We start from the raw sequence: 17,398 nt of genomic DNA, 5'->3' as shown, positions 1-17,398 counted from the left end.
GTTTAAGTTGATTTTTATTTATTGGTTGTACATCCCGTCCAGGGTTTGAGCTCTTTAAAGAAGTCGTGCCCTTTGTCGTCGACGAGAATGAAAGCCGGGAAGTTTTCGACGGTTATTTTCCATATTGCCTCCATTCCAAGCTCGGGATATTCAACACATTCGATGCTTTTGATGCTGCTTTGCGATAGCACTGCAGCCACTCCGCCGATGGTTCCGAGATAGAAGCCGCCGTATTTTTTGCAGGCATCGGTAACAGCTTGGGTGCGGTTGCCTTTTGCAATCATCACTAGCGATGCGCCGTTGGCTTGGAACTCATCTACGTATGGGTCCATTCGGTTTGCTGTTGTGGGGCCCATCGAACCGCAGGGATACCCTTCGGGAGTTTTTGCCGGGCCAGCGTAGAGAATAGGATAGTTTTTGAAATAATCGGGCATTGGTTCGCCGGCGTCTAGTCGGGCTTTGAGTTTAGCGTGGGCAATATCGCGGGCAACGATGATTGTGCCTCGAAGATTCACACGGGTCGAGACGGGGTATTTAGTGAGTTCGGCACGAACAGAGTCGATTCCTTTGTCGAGGTCTATTTCGATTCCTCTGGCTCCTTCGCCCGGTTGACGATATTCTTCGGGAATGAGTTCGGTTGGGTTTTCATCCATTTGTTCGATCCAGATGCCGTCTTTATTGATTTTAGCCTTGATGTTTCTGTCGGCCGAGCAGCTCACGCCCATTCCAATCGGACAACTTGCTCCGTGACGCGGTAGACGGATGATACGGATGTCGTGTGCGAGATATTTTCCGCCGAACTGTGCGCCGAGCCCTATTTTGTAGGCTTCGTCGAGGAGTTTCTTTTCGAGGTCGATGTCGCGGAACGCACGGCCGGTTTCGTCGCCGGATGTTGGTAGCGAGTCGTAATATTTTATGCTACCTAGTTTAACGGTGAGTAGGTTTTTCTCGGCCGATGTTCCGCCGATGACGAAGCAGATGTGATATGGTGGGCATGCTGCAGTTCCGAGGCTTTTCATCTTTTCTACGAGGAATGGAATGAGTGTTCCTTCGTTTTGTATGGTAGCTTTGGTCATCGGATAGAAATATGTTTTATTGGCCGAACCGCCGCCTTTCGCAACCATTATGAAGCGATATTCAGCGCCTTCGGTTGCTTCGATGTCTATTTGTGCGGGGAGGTTGCATTTTGTATTCACCTCGTCGTACATATTGAGAGGAGCATTCTGCGAATAGCGCAGGTTTTCTTCAGTGAACGTGTTGAAAACTCCGCGCGAAAGAGCTTCCTCATCGTCGAAACCGGTCCAAACCTGTTGACCTTTTTCACCGTGGATAATTGCCGTGCCCGTGTCCTGACAGAATGGGAGCACGCCTTTCACGGATGTTTCGGCATTGCGGAGGAATTGCAGCGCGACATATTTGTCGTTTTCTGATGCGTTAGGGTCCTTCAATATTGCGGCTACTTGCTCGTTGTGAGCTCTGCGCAACATGAATTCACAATCGTGGAAAGCTTGTTGTGCCACCAGCGTGAGAGCTTCCTTACTAACCTTTAGAATCTCTTTACCTTCGAACTCTCCAACACTCACTCCGTCTTTAGAGAGGAGCCGATAGTTCGTTTCGTCTTTGCCCATTTGAAACATTGGGGCGTAGTTGAATTTTACCATAAATACCTTGTTCGTTTGTTTTTATAAATTCCCCGGAAGATTCTCACGAATCTTCCGGGTGTGAAACAGATCATATGAAATATTTTATTTTAATATCCGAAGATTTCTTCGGTGGTGAGGCGATGTATTGGGGCTATTTTTTCGAGCCCTTTCATGTCGAGTTCTTTTTCGTCGCCGAGAATGATATATTTGAATGTTTTATTGGCCATGTTGCTCTTTCCGAAGTTAACGACATCTTGTAGCTGCAGGGCCGGAATTCCTTTATAGATGATTTCGCTTAGTGTGCGGTCGAGTCCGAGACGCTGTGCGTTAAGGTAGGCTGAAAGAATCTGGAACTTCGTTATGCGTTCCGAAGCGAGGCTCTTTGTGAGACTTTTCTTTGCGAGTTCAAAGTTTGCCGGGCGTTCAGGAACATTATTGAGCAGTTTGTTGAACTCGCGAACGCAGTCCATCATCTTGTCGTTTTGGGTGATAATCATTGTGTAGAAGCTCTCGTAGTCGCTAAGACGCCATGGGCTTGTGTAGTTTGCGCCGGCCGAATATGCCAAACCGCGAGATTCGCGCATTTCCTGGAACACTATGGTGTTCATGCCACCGCTGAAATATTCATTGAAGAGGGCGATGAGCGGCGCACGTTCGGGTGTCCATTTCGTGTTTTCGTTGTGGAATTGCACCATGTAGATGTTCTTTGCATCGTAGGGCGCAATGAGAATTTCGTTCTTCGGGGTGGGTTGCATAGTGTAGTGCTTTGCGGGAAGAGGTTCAGCAAATTTCTTCGGGGTTTTGATGGTTTTGCTGATGAGTTTATCGATTTCGGCCAGCGTGCTCGGACCGTAATAGAGGACGGTTGCTTTGTAGTTCTTCAGATTCTTGAGCATTGTGAGTAGGCTCTGTGGGTCGAGATTCTTTAATTTCTCTGCGCTTGGATGGTTGAGTACGGAGTTGTAGAGACCGTATCTACCATAGTTGAACAGGGCGCTGAAGTTGGCGTTTTGGTTGGTTTTTTGGTTGTTGCGCGATTTGATGATTAGTTCAACCATCTTAGAATAAGCCTCGCGGTCGAGCTTGGCGTTTTCGAGCAAGTCGTTGAGCAGAGTGAGCGCCTTGGGTAGGTTTTCATTCAGTCCGCTAAGAGTTATATAGGCTTTTTCGGCACCTTGACTGATGGAGTAGTCGCACGCCATTTTGTAGAATTCCTGTTTGATTTGCTCGTTAGTCATCTTAGCCGTTCCGAGGTAATTGAGATAGTCGGCAGCGTAGTTTATCATCGGATCGCTTTCTGTTCCGAGAGGTAGGTCGAGGCGCAGACTGAAGAGGTCGTTCTCTTTATTTTGTTTGTAGAGAATGGGCAAACCGTGTTTGGTTATACCTTGCGTCAGGTCGCGTTTGAAATCTATGAACTGTGGTTGAATTTCTTCTGGTTTCGAGTTCACGATTTCGTTGAGGAAAGCCGAGCTCTTATCGTTATTTGTCGGGATGGGTGTGATGATGGGCTTTTCTACTTTCTTGATTGTAGTGTCGTTGCCTTGAACTTTGTTGACGCAAACATAGTTGTTGCCGAAGAAACGATTTGCGAAGCTCACGATGTCGTTTTTGGTAAACCGTGAGATACGGTCAATCATTCCAACGGATTGTTTCCAGTCGACATTATTGATGAAGGCGTTTACGAATTTGTTGGCGCGGAATCTATTCTTGTCGAGCTGTTTGTAGAACGTGCGTTTGTAGTTGTTTATAACCGATGGCAGGAGGTCATCTGAAAATTCGCCACGTTTGAGTTTATCGATTTCCCCGAGCAGCAGTGTGCGGACTTCGTCGAGCGATTGTCCTTGTTTTGGCGAGCCCATTACTATGAAGAGCGAATAATCGTGCATTGCTTCGAATCCGTCGTTCACGGAGAGGAGTTTCATTTTTTGTTCGAGATTCAGGTCGAACAATCCGGCTCGTCCGTTGCAAAGCATTTGGTTTATCACTTCGAGTGTGTCGGCCTGCAGTGAGTTTCCGGGTTCGGCTCTCCAACCAATCCAGAGTGTTTCGGCTTCTTGTCCGACTACGGTTGTATCTACCGGTGTGGTGATTGCGGGCATGGCTGCATATTGTGGCACATCGATGTGCGGACTTGGTTTCCAGCCGCCGAAGTATTTTTCAATCAGCGCAACGGTTTTGTCGGGATCGAGGTCGCCGGCCATACAGATGGCTATATTATTCGGCACATAATATTTTTTGAAATAGTTTTTGATGTTCACAATCGACGGGTTTTTGAGGTGTTCGCCCAGTCCGATGGTTGTTTGCGTTCCGTATGGGTGTGTGGGGAATAGTTTGGCCATGAGGGCGGTGAACAGTTTCCGGCTATCGCTTGTGAGGCCGATGTTATATTCCTCGTATACGGCTTCGAGTTCGGTGTGGAATCCGCGTATAACCATATTCAGGAAGCGGTCGGCCTGCACCTTTGTCCACGATTCGAGTTCGTTCGCCGGTATGTCTTCGGTGTAGCATGTTACGTCGTTCGAGGTGTAGGCGTTCGTGCCTTCGCTTCCGATGGCGTGCATCATTTTGTCGTATTCGTTGGGTATGTTATATCTGGCTGCGAGCTGTGATATGGAGTCGATTTGGTGATATAACTTTTTGCGTATCGCGGGGTTGGTTACGCGACGATATTCCTCGAACCGGCGCTCGATAGAGTCGAGATACGGGCGTTCGGCTTCTACGTTCGACGAGCCGAAGTGGGTTGTACCTTTAAACATGATGTGTTCCAGATAGTGCGCTAATCCGGTTGTTTCGGCGGGGTCGTTTCGGCTTCCGGTCCGTACGGCGATGAATGTTTGGATGCGTGGTTTTTCTTTGTTCACGCTGAGATAGATTTTCAAACCGTTCGACAGAGTATAGATTCTACTCTGCATGGGGTCGCCCGGTACGCTTTCGTAGGTGTAGCGTTGTGCTTGGATTCCTAGAGTTCCGAGCACGAGCAAAATGCTTAGGCATGCTGTTCTAAAGATTGATAGTTTCATTATTTATAATTTGATTTGAAGTGAATATTCATTCTGATTTTGAGTTGCCAACAGTGCAAAGCCCCCAAACAGTTTTGTTTTTCGTTTGCGGAAGTTCCGCGAGACTGAAACCATCTGTATTTTCGTTTGCGGAAGTTCCGCGGGGCCGAAACCATTTGTATTCTCGTTTGCGGGAGTTCCGCGAGGCCGAAACTATTTGTATTCTCATTTGCGGAAGTTCCGCGAGGCTGAAACCATTTGTATTTTCGTTTGCGGAAGTTCCGCGGGGCCGAAACCATTTGTATTCTCGTTTGCGGAAGTTCCGCGAGCCTGAAACCATTTGTATTTTCATTTGCGGAAGTTCCGCGAGGCTGAAACCATTTGTATTCTCGTTTGCGGAAGTTCCGCGGGGCCTCTATTCTTCGAAATCTATCTCGTGGTCGAGCTTATCCACGAAATCGCGGAACACTTCTTCGTCTACATCGCCCATATCGAATTCCTTTTCGGCATCCTTTTTTATTTCGGCAATCCATGCACGACGTGCCTCGATGTAATCGTGTTTGATTCGGTCGCTGTCGACCTCGGTTATTTCCTGTATGCCGTAGTAGTCGAGAATCATTCTGTATGTCCACGCCCATTGATAGCGCCTGTAGTTGCGATTTATTTCGGCGAAGCGTTCGAGCACGTCCTGAATGGTTTCGAGCGAACCGCTCTTTATGTCGGCAATCATTCTTTGTTCTTCGCTTTCGGGCAGGAGTAGTCCAGAGAGGTCGTTCCACTTTCCGAGCCCGATTTCGGTTTCGGGTTTCCCAAAGAATCCCTGTTTGTGAGCGCGCTTAAGCACGGCTCCCATATAGATGCGCAGGGCTATGTCGTAGTATTTTATTCCCTTTCGAAGACTCGATGCGTTGATTACATACTCGTGATAATTATAGGTCGACACGTTGTCGCCGCTGGCTAATCGTAGGTTTTCGAGAATCTTCTTTCCTCTTAGGATTTCGCCAACCGAGAAAGGTGAGAGCCAGTCGAAATTGACGATGCTTTTTTGCGAATCTTGCGGTCTCATGTCGCGTTTGGGCCATTTACGAATGTCGCGATAGAGCCCCACGGTTGTTATGTTTCGGCCGGGCACGAGGAACATGGTGTCGCCGCCAGCAATGAGATATGAAAACGGTAGAGCCTGCGTGTTTGGATGGTGCATGAGCTTTCCGAAACAAACAGAGAACGTGCCGATTGTGGCCGGCATGAGAATGTAACCTCCGCTGGCTGTTTTTGTTCCGCGTTCGAGAACTCCCCAGTGCATTGGCCCCATCTTGTAGGCATGATTCGAGAAGTTGGTGCCCGAGCCGGCGTTGTAGAACGAGTACATTCCGCCGATGAGTAGCGAACTTTTGTGATGTGAGGCCGAGAACGGACCGCAGAAAGCTGCACAGGCCTCGCCGTTGGCCATAAATGAATTGGCAAAGAATACGCTTTGCGAAGCTGTGAATCCATTTGCAATCTGGCAGGCTTCGCCAACGAAACAATCTTGCATCTTCACGCTGTTGATGATGCTCGAACCGTCGCTGATAATGGTATTTTCGCATATCACGCCGGTACCGATGTAAACACTTGCTTTACCGGTGCTTAGAATGGTACAGTCGCTCAATCGACTTGCACCTGATATTTCGCAGTCATCCTGAATGATGGTGTTCGTTATTTCTTTAGTGTTGACAATCTTTACGCCGTTACCTAGTGTTCCGCGTTCGGGATTCGTTCGGGCAATCTCTTCGGAAATGAGCCGGCGAATAGCATTCTTGAGGTCTTTATCGCCGAAATGTTTAACCATGAATGCGGCTAGCTGACTGTTGAGGTCGTGGAAAAGAATCATATTCCCATCACCTACCTCGTTGAGCACCGAAATTAAATTGCCTTCGCCGAAAGTTGCACCTTCGGTTGTTTCCATCACGGAAATGTTGGTTATGAGACAGTCGTTGCCGATGGTGTAGTTGTTGATGTAGTTTCCTATTTTTTCAATCAGGCAATCGTTGCCAACAATGACGTTGCGGAGTGTTGCGTCGTTTATTCCGGAGTGTTTTACGAATCCCTTGGTTACCTCGACGTTCTTCTCGAAACTTCCCAGACGTATGTCGCCGTAGAACATCACGCGATGGAAAAACTTCGGAAAGAATCCTTCGACGGCTACTTTCACACGATTCCAGTCTTCTGCCCAGCAGTTATTGTTTTCGAATACAATAATTTCTTCTTCTGTTAATGCTCTGTATTCCATAAAAATCAATCTTTTTCTTATTGTTCAATATCGTACAAGAAATCGTTGTAGGGATATTTCTGTACGTGCAGTTCACGCACCTTTTTATATAGCGTGCTGCGAAATTCTTCTATGTTTTCGCGCTGCTTAGCCGAGATGAATAAACAGTTATCGGCTTCGCGTGCCATCCAAGTTTTTTTGAGTTCGTTGAGCGATGTGTTTTCCTTAGTTGGGGGCGTAAGGTCGTCGGGTTCTTTTTCTAGCCAATGATAGTTGTCTATTTTGTTGAACACAATCATCATAGGCTTTTCTGAGCTATCAAGGTCGGTGAGAGTTTGATTCACTACCTGAATCTGCTCCTCAAAATCAGGATGCGAGATGTCCACGATATGTAGCAGAAGGTCGGCCTCGCGCACCTCGTCGAGTGTGGATTTAAAAGAATCCACAAGGTCGGTTGGTAGTTTGCGAATGAATCCAACCGTGTCGGCTAGAAGGAAGGGTAGATTCTCGACAACCACCTTGCGCACGGTTGTGTCAAGTGTTGCGAAGAGTTTGTTTTCAGCAAACACTTCGCTCTTCGCAAGTAGATTCATGATGGTCGACTTGCCCACATTGGTATATCCCACCAGTGCAACGCGGATTAGTCGACCGCGATTTTTACGCTGGGTTATTTTCTGCTTGTCGATTTCAACCAGGCGTTGCTTTAGTAACGACATACGCTGTAGAATTATCCGGCGGTCCATCTCAAGCTGCGTCTCACCCGGACCACGTAATCCAACCGAACCTTTCCCGCCGCCCGAACCCGAGCCGCCACCCTGTCGCTCCAAGTGAGTCCAGAGGCGTTGCAGCCGCGGCAGCATATAGCGATATTGTGCCAGCTCGACCTGTGTTTTTGCGTTTGCCGTTTGTGCTCGCATCGCGAATATGTCGAGAATTAAGGATGTGCGATCCAGTATTTTTATGCCTAGCTCATTTTCTATATTACGGAGTTGTTTGGCCGACAGTTCGTCGTCGAAAATCACCATTCCTATCGGCTCTTCTTCGTCTTCTTTCAGTTTAATGAAGTTCTTTATTTCTTCGAGTTTGCCTTTACCGACGTAGGTCACAGCACTCGGCCCGCCTACCCGTTGCGTGAATCTTTTCACGGTCACGGCACCGGCTGTATCGGCAAGGAATTCGAGTTCGTCGAGATATTCTTTCGTCTTAGCTTCATTCTGCTCTTGCGTTATTAGCCCGACGAGTACGGCTGTTTCGGCCTTAACCTCGGATATGACAAATTCTTTCATTAAACTTCTTTCGGCTGGAGTTTGATTTGTAGTTCGTCTAGTTGCGTTGTGTCGATTTCAGAAGGAGCATCGAGCATTACGTCGCGCCCGCTGTTGTTTTTGGGGAAGGCGATGCAGTCGCGTATTGTGTCGAGACCGGCGAGGAGACTCACGAATCGGTCGAGGCCGAAAGCCAGTCCGGCGTGCGGAGGAGCACCATATTTGAATGCGTTCATAAGGAATCCGAATTGGGCTTCGGCACGTTCGGGCGTGAACCCTAATACTTCGAACATTCGTTCTTGCAGGTTGGTATCGTGAATACGCAACGAACCGCCGCCAAGTTCAACTCCGTTGCAAACAAAGTCGTAGGCTTTTGCGCGTACTTGCTCGGGATGTTCGTCGAGCATAGGTATATCATCGGGATTGGGCATCGTGAAAGGATGATGCGTGGCCATGAGCCGCTGCTCTTCGTCGCTCCACTCGAATAGAGGGAAATCAACAATCCAAAGACATTTAAAGATATTCTTGTCGCGTAATCCGAGTCGGTCGCCCATTTCGAGTCGTAGCGAGCAGAGTTGAATCCGTGTTTTGTTTATATTGTCGCCCGAGAGAATCAGCAGCAGGTCACCATCCTTTGCGCCGGCGGTTTGTTTCACTTTCTTCAGTTGGTCTGTGGTGTAGAACTTATCAATTGAACTTTTTATGCTTCCATCGCTACCGTATTTCACATAGACTAATCCTTTCGCGCCTATTTGCGGCCGTTTGACGAAGTCGGCGAGCTCATTGAGTTGTTTACGACTATAATCAGCGCACCCGGGAACAACGATTCCGCCGATATAAACTGCTTCGTTGAATATAGGGAAGTCGGCCACGCCTTTGAAATCGTTCATCAGTTCAACGAACTCCATTCCGAAACGTAGGTCGGGTTTGTCCGAACCGAACCTTCTCATAGCTTCGCTCCATGGCATCTGCTCCAGTTTTGGAATCTCCACGCCACGTATTTCTTTGAAAAGATGGCGTGCCATTTCCTCGAATATGTTTATCACATCGTCTTGGTCAACAAACGACATCTCACAGTCTATTTGGGTGAACTCCGGCTGACGGTCGGCTCGCAAATCCTCGTCGCGGAAACATTTTGCAATTTGAAAATAGCGATCGAATCCGGCAACCATTAATAGTTGTTTTAAAGTTTGCGGACTCTGCGGAAGAGCATAAAATTGTCCTGGATTCATTCTCGACGGAACAACGAAATCGCGTGCTCCTTCGGGCGTTGAACCAATGAGGATAGGTGTTTCCACTTCGATGAAATCTTTTGAATCCAGGAAATTTCTAATTAGTATCGTCATTCTGTGGCGTAACTCTAAGCAGTCTCTAACTGCGGGCCGACGCAGGTCCAGATAGCGATATTTCATCCGAAGGTCGTCGCCGCCGTCGGTGTTATTTTCAATCGTGAATGGCGGGGTGAGTGACGTACTCAAAACTTTCAGTTCTTTCACGATGATTTCGATGTCACCCGTTGGTATTTTGTCGTTTTTGTTTTGTCGTTCGTTTACGTTGCCTTTTATTTGAATGCAATATTCTCGTCCTAGTTTATTGGCTTCATTACAAAGTTCGGCGTTGTCGGCTTCGTTGAACACGAGTTGCGTGATTCCATATCTATCCCGCAAGTCGATGAAGGTCATTCCACCCATTTTTCGTGAACGCTGCACCCATCCGGCGAGCGTTACTTTTTTGCCGATGTTGGTTATGCGAAGTTCACCACAAGTATTTGTGCGATACATATTTTTAAGTTGTAAACGTTATTGGTTTTATGTGTGCCACAAAGGTAATAACTTTTGCAGTAACCTTTATTCACGTTATTTCGAACAAATAAGTCTGCTTTTTATTGATATTTTGCCCGGTCGGAATAATTGATTTTCTGACTGCTCATACTTTGTGATGCAAAAGCAATTTTTTTTTCGGAAGCTAGCATTCGGATAGATACTAGGAAGCTTCTACACTCGCTATATCGCTTGATTAGAAATTTCTCTTAAACCGAACCTACGTTATATTACCTTTGCAGGCGAAACATCTTTTTTATTCCATCATGATTATTAAAAAGGCCGAATTCATCATCTCCGCTCCCGATTTCAAGAAGTGCCCGCAACATTCCGGGCTTGAATTTGCTTTCATAGGCCGCTCGAACGTTGGCAAATCGAGTCTGATAAATATGCTTTGCGACCATAAAGGATTAGCCAAAACGTCGGCTATGCCGGGAAAGACGCTTCTGATAAACCATTTCCTGATAAACAACGAGTGGCATTTGGTTGACCTCCCGGGCTATGGATATGCCCGTAATTCGAAGTCGATGCGCAATAAACTCGAACAGATGATTGCTCAATATATTTTGCATCGTGAGCAGCTTGTGAACGTATTTGTGCTTATAGACATTCGCCATGAACAACAGAAAATTGACCGCGAATTCATAGATTGGCTCGGCAAGAACGGCGTTCCCTTCTCGATTATCTTTACTAAAGCCGATAAACTGAGGCCGGGACAGGCTAACGCAAATGCACAGGCTTGGCTGAAAGCTCTTGACGATGGATGGGAGGAATATCCGCCGCATTTCATTACGTCGGCAACCAACAAAACCGGGCGCGACGAGCTACTAAATTATCTCGACGACATTATGCACAATCTTCCCACATAAGTATCGTTAAGCAGACAAATAAAAAGGTGCTCGCAAGCAGTTGCGGGCACCTTTTGTATGTAGGAAGGGATTCGTTAGTCGAGCTTTCCGAGTTGTTCGGCTACCTCGGCTAAGATTCGCTTTGCAAATTCTTCCATGGGCATGCTGGCCTGTTCGCCTCCGCCTTGTTTACGCATCGATACGGAGTTTTCGGCAGCTTCTTTCTCGCCTACGATGAGCATGTAGGGTGTGCGACGAAGTTCGTTGTCACGAATCTTACGACCGATTTTTTCGTTGCGATCGTCAATGTAGGAACGAATATCCTGCTCGTCGAAATAAGTTTTTACTTGGCGTGCATAATCGTTGAACTTCTCGGATATGGGCAGAATGGCTACCTGGTCGGGTGTGAGCCAAAGCGGGAAATGACCGGCGGTGTGTTCAATCAATACGGCGGTGAATCGCTCGAGTGACCCAAACGGTGCGCGATGAATCATTACCGGCGTACGCTTCGAATTGTCTTCGGCGGTGTATTCGAGCTTGAATCTTTGCGGAAGATTATAGTCTACTTGGATTGTTCCGAGCTGCCAACGCCGCCCGATAGCGTCTTTAATCATGAAGTCGAGCTTTGGGCCATAGAATGCGGCCTCGCCGATTTCAATGCGGGCGTTTATGCCTTTCTCGGCGCAAGCTTCTTTGATGGCATTTTCGCTTTCTTCCCACACGTCGTCGTCTCCGATGTATTTCTCTTTATCTTTCGGGTCGCGCAAGGAGATTTGCGCTTCATAGTCTTCGAACCCGAATGTTCTGAACACTTTCAGGATTATGTCTATCACATCTTCAAATTCGGCTTTAACTTGTTCGGGACGCACGAATATGTGGGCGTCGTCTTGTGTGAAGGTGCGAACGCGGGTGAGTCCATGCAGTTCGCCGCTCTTTTCGTAGCGGAAAACGGTTCCGAACTCGCTTATGCGCATTGGCAGGTCTTTATACGACCGTGGTTTGTGCGAATAGATTTCACAGTGATGCGGGCAGTTCATCGGTTTGAGCATATATTCCTCGTCTTCCTCGGGCGTGTGGATGGGCTGGAACGAATCCTTGCCGTAATGTGCATAGTGTCCCGAAGTGATATAGAGACTTTTCCCGCCGATACCGGGTGTTATTACTTCTTGATAGCCGTAGGGGCGCTGAATTTTGCGTAGAATTTCTTGTAATCGAAGTCTCACCTGGGTTCCTTTTGGCAGCCAGATGGGCAGTCCTTTTCCAACACGTTCGGAGAACATGAAGAGTTCCATTTCTTTACCGATTTTGCGATGGTCGCGCTTTTTAGCTTCTTCGAGCATCACGAGATATTCGTCAAGCATTTTTTTCTTCGGGAAGGTTATGCCATAGATTCGCGTGAGTTGGTCGCGTTTAGCATCTCCTCGCCAGAAAGCACCGGCAACACTGGTTATTTTGATGGCTTTGATGGCGCCTGTCGACACGAGATGTGGCCCTCGACAAAGGTCGGTGAAGCGTCCTTGTGTGTAGGTTGATATTGTTCCGTCTTCAAGGTCTTCTACGATGTGTTCTACTTTGTATTCCTGTCCGTCGGCTGTGAATTCTTTCACTGCGTCGGCTTTGGTTACGTTTCGGCGCACCACTGGTTCGTCTTTTTTGGCCAGTTCGCGCATTTTTTCTTCGATTTTCGGGAAGTCGTTTTCCGAAATCGATTGTCCGTTAGCCAGCATAACATCATAGAAGAATCCGTTTTCGATGGCTGGTCCGAATCCGAACTGGATTCCGGGATAGAGTTCCTGCAACGCTTCGGCCAGCAGGTGTGCCGATGTGTGCCAGAAGGTGTGTTTACCTTCATCGTCGCCGAATTTATAAAGTGCGATAGTTGCGTCTTCATTAATCGGTCGATTCAACTCTGTCGTTACGCCATTCACCCCGCAAGATACAACGTCGCGGGCGAGAGCCGGCGATATGCTCTCTGCGATTTGATAACCGGTTACGCCCTGTTCGTATTCGCGTACAGAACCGTCCGGGAAAGTGATTTTAACCATAATACAAACTAGTTTTTATAAATCAAAGTGTGGCAAAGTTACTTATAAGTAGATGTTCACGATTAATTGCTTCTAGATTTATCTCTATTTTCTGTCGTACCGTTGGATAGGAGGAATCTGTACCGAACAGAGATTCTTGCTAAAAGGTTTGGTGTGTGCCGGCGCTTAACTGGGGATTGCGACAATACTAATACCAATCTTTGATTTCCAGATAGTGTTCGGAAAAAGTACGCGATTGTCCGGGGGCGGCGGCTTTGATTCGGCGGGCTGGAATACCGCCCCATATTTCGTTGGGGGGAACTTTAGTGCCGTGCAGAACAACGGCTCCGGCGGCTATAACTGAGTTCTCGCCTATTTCGGCATTGTCGAGCACTACGGCGTTCATTCCTATCAACGCGCCACGACGAATGGTAGCGGCGTGAACAACGGCTGAATGACCGATGCTCACGTCGTCTTCGAGTACCACAGGAGAACCTTTTGTTTGATGAATGCAGGCTAAATCCTGTATATTCACACGTGAGCCGATAGTTATTCCGTCGACGTCGGCTCGAAGTACGGCGCCGAACCAAACGGAGCAGTCGTTGCCCATGGTGATGTTGCCGACTAGGGTTGCATTTTCTGAAAAATAACACCGTTCGCCCCATGTGGGCGATTGGTTGTTTACTGATTTAATGAGTGCCATGTTTGTTGTTTGTGTATTTACATTTTTGAAATATCAAGAGCGTGGTGCTCCAGTCTGATTCTGTTTTGAAACTCGCTAGAAACAGTGTTTCCAGGTTGATTCGGTTTTGAAACTCGCTAGAAACAGCGTCTCCAGGTTGATTCGGTTTTGAAACTCGCTAGAAACAGTGTTTCCAGCCTGATTCTGTTTTGAAACTCGCTAGAAACAGTGTTTCCAGATTGATTCGGTTTTGAAACTCGCTAGAAACAGTGTTTCCAGATTGATTCGGTTTTGAAACTCGCTAGAAACAGTGTTTCCAGGTTGATTCGGTTTTGAAACTCGCTAGAAACAGTGTTTCCAGCCTGATTCAGTTTTGAAAATCGCTAGAAACAGTGTTTCCAGGTTGATTCGGTTTTTAGGTATGCTTTAAAACTGAAAATTCGGGGAAGTTGCTCCCCGAATCTTCTTGGTTTATTTATCGTACGTTGCGCCCGTGACAGTTTTTGAATTTCTTTCCGCTTCCGCATGGACAAGGGTCGTTTGGTCGCGGCATTTTCTCAGCTCTGTAGGGCGTGTGGTTTTGTTGCGATGCCGACTCGCGGGTGTCCTGTCTGGCTGCAGCCGCTTGTGCCTGGTCTATGAGGTCGTCTTTCTTTTCGTTGTAGCGTTGACTTCGCTGTTCGGGTTCGGCCTCTTGGATTTCGTCGGCAGGTTGCATGTCGGGAATCTGTCCGCGCATAAGCACGCTTGTCGAACGGTTGTTAATATCGTCAATCATATTATCCCAGAGCTTCACGCTTTCGAGTTTGAAGATGAGCAGCGGGTCTTTTTGCTCGTAGGATGCGTTCTGAACCGAGTGGCGTAGCTCGTCGAGCTGGCGTAGATTTTCTTTCCAGTTGTCGTCGATGATGTGTAGCATTATCACTTTTTCAAACTGCTTCACAACCGATTTGGCCTCGGTGTCGTAGGCTTCCTTGAGGTTACACGGGATGTTATATACTCGCTTTCCATCGCTGATGGGTACCATAATACGCTCGTAGGTCTGACCTTGTGTTTCATAGACTTGCTTGATTATAGGCCATGCGATGCTTTGTATGCGATCGGTTTTCCGTTTAAATGCGGCCATGGCTTCTTGGAAACTACGTTCGGCGAGGTTCTCACGATTGGCATTTATTAATTCGTCTTCGCTGAAAGGGCATTCCATAGCGAGAATTTTAACGAATTCTTCACGGCAGCCCTCATAATCATTATTCTGAATGATGTTGAGACAACGGTCCCAAATAGCGTTCGAGATGTCCATGCCTATTCGTTCGCCCATGAGTGCGTGACGGCGCTTTTCGTAGATTACGGTGCGTTGCTTGTTCATAACGTCGTCGTATTCAAGAAGGCGCTTACGGATACCGAAATTGTTTTCTTCAACTTTCTTCTGTGCGCGTTCGATGCTGTTAGATATCATTGAACTTTCTATTCGCTCTCCTTCTTCAAAACCGAGACGGTCCATAACCCTGGCTATACGCTCGGAACCGAATAGACGCATCAGTTTGTCTTCAAGAGAAACATAGAATACCGACGAGCCGGGGTCGCCCTGACGACCGGCACGCCCACGAAGCTGGCGGTCAACACGACGGCTTTCATGTCGCTCGGTTCCAATGATTGCTAAGCCTCCGGCATCCTTCACTTCCTGCGAAAGTTTTATGTCGGTTCCACGACCGGCCATGTTGGTTGCTATGGTCACCGCGCCGAGTCCGTTTGTCGACTGTCCGGCTTCGGCTACGATTTGTGCCTCTTTCAGATGCTGCTTGGCATTGAGTACCTGATGTGGAATCTTCCGCATATCGAGCATCTTACTCAAAAGTTCGCTGATTTCCACCGAGGTTGTTCCGACTAGGCACGGACGACCGTGATTTCGCATGTCTTCGATTTCTTCGATTACTGCAGAATATTTCTCACGAGCAGTTTTATAGACCCGGTCTTCCATATCATTTCTAATGACGGGGCGATTGGTTGGAATCTCCACGACATCGAGCTTATATATGTCCCAAAACTCACCGGCTTCAGTGGATGCCGTACCAGTCATTCCAGCCAGTTTATGATACATTCTGAAATAGTTCTGCAGTGTGATTGTTGCGAACGTCTGGGTTGCGGCTTCTACTTTTACATGCTCTTTGGCCTCAACGGCTTGATGGAGTCCGTCGCTCCAACGGCGTCCTTCCATTATTCGGCCAGTTTGCTCGTCAACGATTTTTACTTCACCATTGAGAACAACATATTCGTCGTCCTTATTGAACATCGTATAGGCTTTCAGAAGTTGATGCAAAGTGTGTACACGCTCACTCTGTACACCGTAATGAGACATAAGGTCATCCTTCTTGTCAACATAAGTTTGCTCGTCAAGGTTTTTATCCTCTTTTTCTTTCTCCAATAGCGAGAGTTCAGTTGCAATATCTGGCAAGACGAACAATTTTTCATCCTTCACCTGTTTTGCAAGCCATGCAGCTCCTTTGTCGGTAAGGTCGCAGGAATTCATTTTTTCCTCGGTTACGAAATATAAAGGCTCAATGGCTTTTGGCATTTCGCGGTTGTTGTTCGACATATAATATTCTTCCGTTTTGAGCATTCCGGCTTTTATACCTTCTTCCGAAAGATATTTTATGAGCGCCTTGTTCTTAGGCAGCGCCTTATAGGAACGATAGAGAGCCAAAAATCCTTCTTCAAGCAGTTGATTTTTTGTCTTGTCATCTGAAGAATTCATTCCCTCCGATATTTTGTGTCGTGCCTCGGATAATAGTTCCGTTGCTTGTTTACGCTGGACTTCATAGAGATTCTGTACCAGTGGTTGATATTCTTCAAACATCTGATCATCACCCTTAGGTACCGGACCGCTTATGATGAGCGGTGTGCGGGCGTCATCAACCAATACGGAGTCAACCTCGTCTACAATTGCATAGTTATGCTCTCGTTGTACGAGATCGGCTGGAGATACAGACATATTATCACGGAGATAGTCGAAACCGAATTCGTTATTGGTTCCAAAAGTAATATCGGCCTGATAAGCTTTACGACGTTCTGGTGAGTTAGGCTGATGCTTATCAATGCAATCAACAGATAATCCATTAAACTCGTAGAGTGGTCCCATCCATTCAGAGTCACGCTTTGCCAGATAATCGTTCACCGTCACCACATGAACACCGTTTCCGGTGAGTGCGTTCAGGAAAACAGGAAGAGTTGCAACAAGTGTTTTACCTTCACCCGTAGCCATCTCGGCAATCTTTCCCTGATGTAATACAACACCGCCAAAGAGCTGGACATCGTAGTGAATCATTTCCCATTTTAGATCGTTTCCACCGGCTGTCCAATGATTATGATAGTAGGCTTTGTCGCCATCTATTGTGATGAAATCCTTCGAAGGGTCGGCTGCAAGCTCACGGTCGAAATCAGTTGCTGTGACAACAGTCTCCTCGTTTTCTGCAAATCTGCGTGCGGTTTCTTTCACGATGGAGAAGGCTACGGGCATCACTTCGTTAAGCGCTTTCTCATAGTTCTCCAATGCTTCTTTGTTGAGTTTGTCAATCTTGTCGAAAATCTCTTCGCGTTCGTCTATTGGAGTTTCTTCTATACTGGCGCGTAGATTATCGATTGCTTCGCGTTGCTCTTTAGCTGAATCGCGTACATATTGTCTTATTTCTTGGGTTTTTGCACGCAATTCATCGTTGTCGAGCTTTTCTATTTCAGGATACGCTGCCTTTATTTTGTCCACGAAAGGTTGAATGAGTCGCATATCGCGTGTGGACTTATCGCCAAAAAGCGATTTTAATATTTTGTTGAAATTCATTTTGTATTATTCTTGTGTTTAGAGACTTCTCTCC

Annotated in this window: 9 protein-coding genes; 1 reads left to right on the top strand and 8 read right to left on the bottom strand. The window is 47.1% G+C overall.

The window, feature by feature from the left end; genetic code table 11:
- Positions 1–14: 14 nt before the first annotated feature.
- From HMPREF9140_RS07190 to aspS, 5 genes are all read right to left on the bottom strand, one after another.
- On the bottom strand, positions 15–1,661 hold the full coding sequence (locus HMPREF9140_RS07190) for a fumarate hydratase (RefSeq protein ID WP_006952977.1): 1,647 nt from the start codon (positions 1,659–1,661) through the stop codon (positions 15–17).
- 89 nt (positions 1,662–1,750) lie between these two features.
- A complete protein-coding gene (locus HMPREF9140_RS07185; protein WP_006952976.1) occupies positions 1,751–4,666 on the bottom strand; it encodes a M16 family metallopeptidase in 2,916 nt (971 codons plus the stop codon).
- Between the two features lie 394 nt (positions 4,667–5,060).
- A complete protein-coding gene (locus HMPREF9140_RS07175; protein WP_006952974.1) occupies positions 5,061–6,914 on the bottom strand; it encodes a DUF4954 family protein in 1,854 nt (617 codons plus the stop codon).
- A 17-nt stretch (positions 6,915–6,931) separates the two neighbouring features.
- Positions 6,932–8,179, bottom strand: coding sequence for a GTPase HflX (gene hflX / locus HMPREF9140_RS07170; protein WP_006952973.1), 1,248 nt, complete (start codon positions 8,177–8,179; stop codon positions 6,932–6,934).
- Positions 8,179–9,939, bottom strand: a complete 1,761-nt coding sequence (gene aspS, locus HMPREF9140_RS07165) for an aspartate--tRNA ligase (protein WP_006952972.1) — start codon at positions 9,937–9,939, stop codon at positions 8,179–8,181. The genes hflX and aspS overlap by 1 nt, the downstream gene beginning before the upstream one ends.
- Positions 9,940–10,244: 305 nt before the next feature.
- Here aspS and yihA point away from each other — a divergent pair, with 305 nt between their 5' ends.
- Positions 10,245–10,847 carry a ribosome biogenesis GTP-binding protein YihA/YsxC gene (gene yihA / locus HMPREF9140_RS07160; protein ID WP_006952971.1) on the top strand — a complete coding sequence of 201 codons (603 nt, stop codon included), beginning with the start codon at positions 10,245–10,247 and terminating at the stop codon, positions 10,845–10,847.
- 74 nt (positions 10,848–10,921) lie between these two features.
- Here yihA and thrS read toward each other — a convergent pair whose 3' ends face one another.
- The 3 genes from thrS to secA form a co-directional block, all read right to left on the bottom strand.
- Complete coding sequence (gene thrS, locus HMPREF9140_RS07155) at positions 10,922–12,871, bottom strand: threonine--tRNA ligase (protein ID WP_006952970.1); 1,950 nt, start codon at positions 12,869–12,871, stop codon at positions 10,922–10,924.
- Between the two features lie 187 nt (positions 12,872–13,058).
- Positions 13,059–13,553: a gamma carbonic anhydrase family protein gene (locus HMPREF9140_RS07150; RefSeq protein WP_006952969.1), complete on the bottom strand. Its 495-nt coding sequence runs from the start codon at positions 13,551–13,553 to the stop codon at positions 13,059–13,061.
- A gap of 454 nt (positions 13,554–14,007) precedes the next feature.
- The gene (gene secA / locus HMPREF9140_RS07145) at positions 14,008–17,364 is read right to left on the bottom strand and encodes a preprotein translocase subunit SecA (protein WP_006952968.1); all 3,357 of its coding nucleotides are present in this window, start codon (positions 17,362–17,364) and stop codon (positions 14,008–14,010) included.
- Between the last annotated feature and the right edge of the window lie 34 nt (positions 17,365–17,398).

The organism is Prevotella micans F0438, from assembly GCF_000243035.1.
Lineage (GTDB): Bacteria > Bacteroidota > Bacteroidia > Bacteroidales > Bacteroidaceae > Prevotella > Prevotella micans.
Note: the sequence above shows the minus strand (reverse complement) of the source record. Positions and strands in the feature narration are given on the sequence as shown.

Excerpts from the sequence above, each read along its gene's own strand:
- secA (WP_006952968.1), bottom strand. The coding sequence starts at position 17,364 with ATGAATTTCAACAAAATATTAAAATCGCTTTTTGGCGATAAGTCCACA.
- thrS (WP_006952970.1), bottom strand. The coding sequence starts at position 12,871 with ATGGTTAAAATCACTTTCCCGGACGGTTCTGTACGCGAATACGAACAG.
- HMPREF9140_RS07190 (WP_006952977.1), bottom strand. The coding sequence starts at position 1,661 with ATGGTAAAATTCAACTACGCCCCAATGTTTCAAATGGGCAAAGACGAA.
- HMPREF9140_RS07150 (WP_006952969.1), bottom strand. The coding sequence starts at position 13,553 with ATGGCACTCATTAAATCAGTAAACAACCAATCGCCCACATGGGGCGAA.
- HMPREF9140_RS07175 (WP_006952974.1), bottom strand. The coding sequence starts at position 6,914 with ATGGAATACAGAGCATTAACAGAAGAAGAAATTATTGTATTCGAAAAC.
- yihA (WP_006952971.1), top strand. The coding sequence starts at position 10,245 with ATGATTATTAAAAAGGCCGAATTCATCATCTCCGCTCCCGATTTCAAG.
- hflX (WP_006952973.1), bottom strand. The coding sequence starts at position 8,179 with ATGAAAGAATTTGTCATATCCGAGGTTAAGGCCGAAACAGCCGTACTC.
- HMPREF9140_RS07185 (WP_006952976.1), bottom strand. The coding sequence starts at position 4,666 with ATGAAACTATCAATCTTTAGAACAGCATGCCTAAGCATTTTGCTCGTG.
- aspS (WP_006952972.1), bottom strand. The coding sequence starts at position 9,939 with ATGTATCGCACAAATACTTGTGGTGAACTTCGCATAACCAACATCGGC.